This window comes from Lacinutrix undariae, from assembly GCF_052934785.1.
The window spans coordinates 3,287,804-3,296,004 of sequence record NZ_CM128809.1; the positions used below are offsets into that span (position 1 = coordinate 3,287,804).

The 8,201-nt window shown below is 32.1% G+C and carries 8 protein-coding genes; 6 read left to right on the forward strand and 2 right to left on the reverse strand.

All coding sequences use genetic code 11. From position 1 onward, the window contains the following. Positions 1-8: 8 nt before the first annotated feature. The 4 genes from ribD (at position 9) to ACU4C5_RS14865 (ending at position 2,909) form a co-directional block, all read left to right on the forward strand. Positions 9-1,013 carry a bifunctional diaminohydroxyphosphoribosylaminopyrimidine deaminase/5-amino-6-(5-phosphoribosylamino)uracil reductase RibD gene (ribD, locus tag ACU4C5_RS14850; RefSeq protein ID WP_446845000.1) on the forward strand — a complete coding sequence of 335 codons (1,005 nt, stop codon included), beginning with the start codon at positions 9-11 and terminating at the stop codon, positions 1,011-1,013. Beyond that, on the forward strand, positions 1,006-1,617 hold the full coding sequence (locus ACU4C5_RS14855) for an HAD-IA family hydrolase (RefSeq protein ID WP_446845001.1): 612 nt from the start codon (positions 1,006-1,008) through the stop codon (positions 1,615-1,617). The genes ribD and ACU4C5_RS14855 overlap by 8 nt, the downstream gene beginning before the upstream one ends. Beyond that, complete coding sequence (locus ACU4C5_RS14860) at positions 1,618-2,469, forward strand: EamA family transporter (protein WP_446845002.1); 852 nt, start codon at positions 1,618-1,620, stop codon at positions 2,467-2,469. A gap of 152 nt (positions 2,470-2,621) precedes the next feature. Then, complete coding sequence (locus tag ACU4C5_RS14865) at positions 2,622-2,909, forward strand: hypothetical protein (protein ID WP_446845003.1); 288 nt, start codon at positions 2,622-2,624, stop codon at positions 2,907-2,909. 2 nt (positions 2,910-2,911) lie between these two features. Here ACU4C5_RS14865 and ACU4C5_RS14870 read toward each other — a convergent pair whose 3' ends face one another. Then, complete coding sequence (locus ACU4C5_RS14870; RefSeq protein ID WP_446845004.1) at positions 2,912-3,838, reverse strand: hypothetical protein; 927 nt, start codon at positions 3,836-3,838, stop codon at positions 2,912-2,914. A gap of 186 nt (positions 3,839-4,024) precedes the next feature. On the opposite strand from ACU4C5_RS14870, the gene ACU4C5_RS14875 reads away from it, so the two are divergent. Both ACU4C5_RS14875 and ACU4C5_RS14880 read left to right on the forward strand, forming a co-directional pair. Next, on the forward strand, positions 4,025-6,898 hold the full coding sequence (locus ACU4C5_RS14875) for a fibronectin type III domain-containing protein (protein ID WP_446845005.1): 2,874 nt from the start codon (positions 4,025-4,027) through the stop codon (positions 6,896-6,898). 85 nt (positions 6,899-6,983) lie between these two features. After that, positions 6,984-7,604, forward strand: a complete 621-nt coding sequence (locus ACU4C5_RS14880; RefSeq protein WP_446845006.1) for an IMPACT family protein — start codon at positions 6,984-6,986, stop codon at positions 7,602-7,604. Here ACU4C5_RS14880 and ACU4C5_RS14885 read toward each other — a convergent pair. After that, a complete protein-coding gene (locus ACU4C5_RS14885) occupies positions 7,601-8,011 on the reverse strand; it encodes an acyl-CoA thioesterase (protein WP_446845007.1) in 411 nt (136 codons plus the stop codon). The genes ACU4C5_RS14880 and ACU4C5_RS14885 overlap by 4 nt on opposite strands. Between the last annotated feature and the right edge of the window lie 190 nt (positions 8,012-8,201).

Here is an 8,201-nt window from a genome sequence, read left to right on the forward strand (position 1 = left end):
TTGCGGCTGTGAAGATACATGAAAAATATATAAAGCGTTGCATTGCTATTGCTAAAAATGGCCTTGGTTACAGCAGACCAAACCCTACAGTAGGCTGCGTTATTGTTTGTAATAATACAATTATTGGAGAAGGTTTTACAAGCGCTTATGGTGGTAATCATGCTGAAGTGAATGCGATTGCATCAGTAACTGATAAAAGCTTATTAAAAACGGCAACACTATACGTGACTTTGGAGCCTTGTAGTCACTTTGGAAAAACGCCTCCGTGCAGTGATTTAATTATAAAACACCAAATTCCTAATGTGGTAATTGGGACTGTAGATACGCACAGTAAAGTTGCAGGAAAAGGTATTGAAAGACTTAAAAATGCAGGATGTAATGTGACTACAGGTATTTTAGAAACTGAATGTAAAACGCACCATAAACGCTTTTTTACGGTTCATAACAAAAACCGTCCATATATAATTTTAAAATGGGCGCAAACTGCCGATGGATTTATTGCACCACTAACAAAAGACAAACAACAACCCGTTTGGATTACAAATACCTACTCGCGACAATTAGTACATAAATGGCGTGCCGAAGAACATGCTATTTTAGTTGGTACACAAACCGTTTTGGACGACAACCCGAGTTTAACTGTTAGAGATTGGACGGGACAAAACCCAATTCGTGTGGTGCTAGATCGTAGTGAAAAACTCCTAAAATCGTTACAGGTTTTTAACGCTGACGCGGAAACTATTGTTATTACTGAAAATGACATCAATTTTAATAGTAATATTGCAAACCAGATTTGTGAGTTACTTTACAAAAAGGATATTCAATCTATTATTATTGAAGGAGGTTGTAGAACACTACAAACTTTTATTGATGAAAATATTTGGGACGAAGCGCGTGTATTTACAGGAACTTCAAATTTTAAAACCGGTGTAAATACACCAAAATTTTCGGGAACATTACATTCTGAAACAACCATACTTAACGATACTTTAAAAACTTATATAAATGATTAAAACGCTAATTTTCGACTTTGGAGATGTGTTTATTAACTTAGACAAAGCTGGAGCGCTTGCCAATGCCCTAACCCTATTTAACACTGAAACTATAGATGAAGAGTTTGTGGCTATTAATTGTTTATATGAACAAGGATTAATAGATACCGATGAGTTTTTAGAATTTTATCTTGAAAACTTTCCGAAGGTTAATAAAATTGAATTAACAGATTTATGGAATTGCCTATTGAAAGATTTTCCGATACATCGTTTAGAATTTTTAAAAGAATTAGCTGCTAGTAAAAAATACAAGCTTATTTTATTGAGCAACACCAATGAGTTACATATTGATTGGATAAAAGCCAATGTAGATTTTTACGAAGAATTCAAGAATTTATTTGATGTTTTCTATCTTTCTCATGAAATCAATTTAAGAAAACCAGATGACGAAATTTTTAATTTTGTCCTAAATACAAATAATCTAAAAGCAAACGAGTGTTTATTTATTGATGACACTACCGAGAATACAGAAGCTGCAAAACAGTTAGATATTCATACCTGGAATATTAATCCAGAAACCGAGGATATCGTCAACCTATTTACCGTAAACGAACACTTATTTTAAATGTATTTACTATTAAGTATACTAAGTTCTACACTAATATTTATTGTTTTTAAACTGCTTACTAAGTATAAAGTAAGCACACTACACACAATAACGGTTAATTATTTTGTAGCTTTTACTATTGGTATGGCGTCTTACAAACAACCAATTACTATACAAAGTACGCTTTATAGTGATTGGTTTCCTGGCGCACTATTTTTAGGGTTCTTATTTATTAGCATCTTTTTTGTGATGGCTACAACGGCGCAAAGAAATGGTGTTTCGGTAGCTTCGGTAGCTTCAAAAATGAGCGTGGTTATTCCTATTGTTTTTGGTATTTACATGTATGATGAAAGTAAGGGAGTTCAAAAAATTACAGGAATTTGTTTTGCTTTAATTGCGGTATATTTAGCTTCGGTAAAATCTAATTCTAAAATTGATTTTAAGAAAAACTTACTACTTCCGGTCTTACTATTTTTAGGCTCAGGAACTATTGATACGAGTATAAAATATATTGAGACTACGTATGTCCCAGAAAATGGGATTCCTATTTTTTCGGCTTCTATATTTGGAATTGCAGCTATTTTAGGAGTTATAACTACTATTATCAAAAAAGATTTTGGCTTCAACCTTAAAAGCTTGGCAAGTGGATTAATTTTAGGAATTGTGAATTATGGATCTATTTATTTCTTATTAAAAGCTCTAGATAACGAACTCTTTGAAAGCTCAACACTTTTTACAGTAAACCATGTAGGAATTATGATGTTCTCTACATTATTAGGCTTATTAGCATTTAGAGAAAAATTATCTTTAAAAAATTGGCTAGGTCTTGGATTCGCTGTAATTGCAATTACACTAGTGACTTTAGCCTAAAAATATATGGAATACTATCAAAAAAAAACAATGTTACAGACTACCCACAACCTATTATTAAATTTTAATTTATTAAATTAGTTATTCTATAATACTAAAATATGTAATCAATCATATAGGTTTTATCGTACAACAAATTAAAAATAACACTTATGGACAATAACTTATCAAAAATAAAATTAGACTTAGAAAACTACGCTGAAGCCTCAAATTTGAGCGAAACTCAAGTTCTTGATAAACTAAAAGCTTACTACTTTAATAAAGAGGTCAACAAAAACATAAAATTATACAAAAAGAGAAAGAAAAAGGTGAGTGAAATCACTAAAGACTTAAAAATCTCTCCAAGAAAATTTTATGCCATTTTAGAACAAAAGAAAATTGAGCATACTAAATACAACAAAACTCCACAGGCAGATGAAAATACTAACGAAGCATTATAAATTTACTGTAATGCTTCTTTTTTCATATTATTACTTTTTCCTAAACCATAATGACTATTAAATACACTTACCATTGGTTCTTTTCTCTTAATATAAGTTAGGATCATGAAGCATACAAGTGGTATTAGTCCGTGAGGAATTCTATACATGGTAGCAAATAAATATTGGTGTAAGGATAAAAAAGACATATCATAAGTAAGTCCGTTTACAACTCTTGCAAACGCAGTAACAATTCCCCAAAAAGCTGCATAAATTAATGCCGCACGAGATATTTTAGGTATAAAAATTAAAATAGCCACAACAAAATCCAAAATACCAGCGATATATAAAAGTGATTTGGCTAGGTTTTCGGTTATAGGCAAAATATTTAAAGTCATTGTTACAAAATTTCCAGGTAACGGATATACAGTTCCTATTGCATACACACCATGACTAATAAACGCTAACGCAGTAATCACTTTTAATGGCATAATTAATTTTGCTACGTCTTGTTTTTCTTTAAATAAGTACAACAATACAAATGGTGCTCCAAATTGAATGCTATGTTCAAAAAACATACTTATGTGGTAAAACTTACTTTTAGTTAGCAGTAATGCTAATAAGAATAAAAACACACCTCCTGTAAACAAGATAACTTTAAATATTTTTTTAGAATTCTCTTTTATCAATAAGCTAACAATAGCACATATTGCATAAAAAGCGCCGTTTATTTTCATAATATTCTGAATAATACTATCCGCTGCTGAACTAGTAACATAATCTCTCCAACTGGTATTAAAAACACCTTCAACAATTGGACTTAATAATTTTTGATCCCAAAGTAAAGACCTAAAAGGAGCGTCCCAAAATAAATGCTCATAAGCACGACCAATAAACACACAAAAACAAGTCAATTTCAACAAAAACACTATACTCTTTTTACTCATCATATTATAAATTATGGTCTCAAATATACCCTAACAAATTCCCATAATACATTACCTAATCATTATCTATTTATTACTGAAAAACCAACATAATGTTAAGCTTTTAAATTAAGGTTACCATTTAAAAACCTTGATGATTCCTGTGAAATTCCATCTTAATTTCGACATTTAACTTAAACAACACATCACATGAAAAAAATTACTTTATTGATTTTACTATGCATTTTTTCAATAAAATCACAGGCAAACAACGCACGCTATCGTTTAGTGATTACAGACGATCCCGCAACGACAATTACCATTGGATGGGATCAAACTTCTGGTACAAATCCAATAGTATATTTTGGAGACACAGATTATGGTATTAACTTTAGTAACTACCCACTTAATAAAGCTGCAGAACGCGTTATAGATTACAAATCTATGAACAACAACTTTGTAAAACTAACAGGCTTAACACCTAATACTGCTTACTATTTTGTTATTAATGACTCTCAAGGTACAAGTAATCGTTTTTGGTTTAAAACAGCACCAGACACTAATATACCAATGTCTTTTATTGCCGGAGGAGATTCTAGAAACAATATTGTACCACGACAAAACGCCAATTTATTAGTTTCTAAATTAAAACCGACAGCTGTATTTTTTGGAGGGGATATGACTAGTGGTGATAGCGGATCAGAATGGATTGAATGGTTTAATCACTGGCAATTAACGACGTCTGCAGATGGACGAATGATTCCTATTGTTCCAACCCGTGGAAATCATGAAGATTCTAATTTAAGTATCTACAATTTATTTGATACACCTTCAGAAGATGTGTATTACGATATTACTTTCGGAAATGATTTATATACCATCTATACTCTAAATTCTGAAATTACAGCTGGAGGAAATCAATCCTTATGGTTACAAGAAAAATTAAATACTGAAAATTCTATCTGGAAATCGGCACAATATCACAAACCAATGCGTCCGCATGTAAGTTCAAAATCTGAAGGAAATGATGAATACAATAACTGGTCGCAATTATTTTATGATTATGGAGTAGATTTAGTGTACGAATCTGACTCTCATGATGTAAAATCTACTTTTCCTATAAAACCATGTGGCGGAAGCGCTAATTGTGATGAAGGCTTTCAAATAGATAACGAAAACGGAACTGTTTATGTTGGTGAAGGTTGCTGGGGAGCGCCATTAAGAACAGCTAACGACGCCAAAGCTTGGACTAGAGATTCTGGATCTTTTAACCAATTTAAATGGATTACCGTATCTACAACAGAAATTGCAGTAAAAACAATTATGGTAGATAATGCTCAATCTGTTGGTGAGAATGGAAACAATGAAATAGCAGGTGTATTACCTGAAAATATTGCAGTTTGGAATCCTACAAATGGAGATACTGTAATTATTACTAACGATGTTACAGTACAACTAGCAAATATTTCTGCTAGTCAAGATTCTGAAGAAGCCGCTAATGGAGCTATTGATTTATCAAGTTCTGATTTAGAATTTGTTTATGATGGCGGATCCAACCAAACCATAGGAATTGAGTTTTCTAACGTTACAATTCCTGTTGGAGCTACAGTTACTAAAGCATATATTCAATTTACTGCAGATGCTACAGATAGTGAACCAATTGATTTATTGATTTCAGTAGAAAACACAGCAAATGCAACGCCTTTAACAAGCACAACAAATGATGTAACATCTAGAACATACTTAAACGCAACATTATGGTCGCCAAATTCGTGGATAGAAGATGCTAGTGGAGCATCAGAACGCACATCAGATATTACAAACTCAATTCAAACTATTGTTTCTAATTCATCTTGGTTAAACGGAAATACGATCGTTGTAAAAATAGAAGCGACCGAAGATTTCTTAGCATTAACTAATGAAAACAGAAGAGCCGACTCGGTAGACGAAGGAAACCCAGCAGTTTTACATATTGAATATACAGAATCTCCAAACGAATATCCTGTAGTTGAAATTACATCTCACGATAATTATGAATATATTGAAACCGGTGACAACGTTTCGTTTACCGCTAATGCTACAGATACAGATGGTAGTATTGCTTATGTAGAATTTTTTGTTGATGATATCTCAATTGGTCAGGTGACGACTTCACCATACGTAATCGCTGAAACACTTAGTGATGGTGTACATGAGTTAAAAGCAACAACTACCGATGATCAAGGCGGAAAAAACACTAATACAATAACACTATTTGTAGGCGAATACACTTCTAATATTGCCATAAATGCTTCGGTAGATGCCGAACAACAAAGCGATGGAAGTATGGAATTATCGAGTTCTGATTTAGAATTTGTCTACGATGCCTCTTATGTTGCCGGAAATCAAGTGATAGGTATTGAGTTTGGAAATGTTATTATCCCTAAAGGAGCTACAATTACTAGTGCTTATATTCAGTTTACAGCCGATGCTACAGATAGCGAGCCTCTAGATTTATATATTGCTGTCGAAAATAACCCAAACCCAGAAACTATAACAGATAATTTAAACAACATTAGCGCAAGAACCTATTTGGAAGCGCAATTATGGACACCAGAACGATGGGATAATAACTCAAGCGGTGAAGAAGAACGTACGCTTGATTTAGCGCCCCATATAAATACAATCGTATCGCATAACTTATGGAAAGCTGATAATGCTATTGTTGTAAAAATTGAAGCTACAGAAAATTATTTAGATTTAGATAATGAAAGACGTCGTGCAGATTCCGCTGATGAAGGAAATCCTCCAGTATTACATATCACTTATGAAATAACTAACGAAACCTTACATAATGATCAATTACAACCAGAACCACAGGAAATCATCTTATACCCAATTCCTGCTTCTGAAATTATAAATATCAAATCTAACCAGACATTTCATACCGCACAATTTTACTCATTAACAGGAAAGCTCATTAGCAGCTTAAAAGTACATGATGATAAAATTGATAGTCGTCATTTAACTTCTGGAGTATATATTGTTAAACTTTCAGAAACAAACACAAATACTATCATTTATAAAAAAGTGATCATAAAATAATAATCACAACACTTTAATAAAAAACGTCCGTCATAATTTTAATGATTGGGCGTTTTTTTATATTATTGATGCTTTCACACTTACAATGATAATTAAAGACACTTATAAAACTATTACCGATGCTTCGGAAGAAACGCTTTTCAAAGAAAAAAACAGTAAGTTTTTTGGCTATGCATTTCCCATACAAAATGAAGACGACGTAAAATCTCATCTAGAAACCATAAAAAAACAACACCATTCTGCAAGACATTGGTGTTACGCATACCAAATTGGCCTAAAAGAACCCAATATTCAATTTAGAGCAAATGATGATGGCGAACCTAATAATAGTGCCGGTATGCCAATTTACGGGCAAATACAATCTTTTGATGTTACCAATGTTTTAATTATAGTAGTTCGTTATTTTGGAGGTGTAAAACTAGGTGTTGGAGGCTTAATTAGCGCCTACAAAACTTCAGCTCAATTAGCCTTAGAAAGTTCTAACATTATTACAAAAACAATAAACGTAAACTACTTAATCACTTTCGATTACAAAAACATGAATAAAGTGATGCGTGTTATAAAAGAAAAGAACCTGAAAATTATCGCTCAAAAACTAGAATTAGACTGTAATATTACAATCTCTGTACGCTTAAAAAACAGCACCAAAATCTTTGATATTTTTGATGCTATTTATGAAATAAAAATAAAAGAATTAGAAAATTAATTTTCTAATTTTTCTAAGATATATTTAGGGCAACGCATAGGTCTATTTGTTTTTGCATCAATAAATGCTAAAATTGAATTTCCTGTTGTTAAAACCTCTCCTTTACTGTTTGAAATTATAAATTCAAATTCTATTGATGCTGTTGGGATTTTTTTTAAGATCGTCTCAATTTTAATAACCTCATCATAAACTGCTGATTTTCTGTACCTTAAATTAATAGCAACAACAGGCAACATCACCCCATTCTCTTCCATCTCTTTGTAAGAGGTTCCAAGCTTTCTAAGCCACTCTGTACGCCCTATCTCAATATAAGGTATGTAGTTACCATGATAAACCACTCCCATTTGATCGGTTTCACCATAACGTACTCTTATTTCTACTTCGTCGGATTTTAAATTATTTTTCATATTTATTAAAGATATTTTTTGTACTTTCAACAAAATTAAACATGGCGAAAAATTTCTAAATAATCAACCCCATTTGATTTTTTTTTTAAGAATTTTGTTCACATATTTGCCACACGGAAAATGACACAGGAGAAACTCGGGTTTCTCTTTTTTTTCCTAAACTAACGAACTACAAAAATAATCTTTAAGA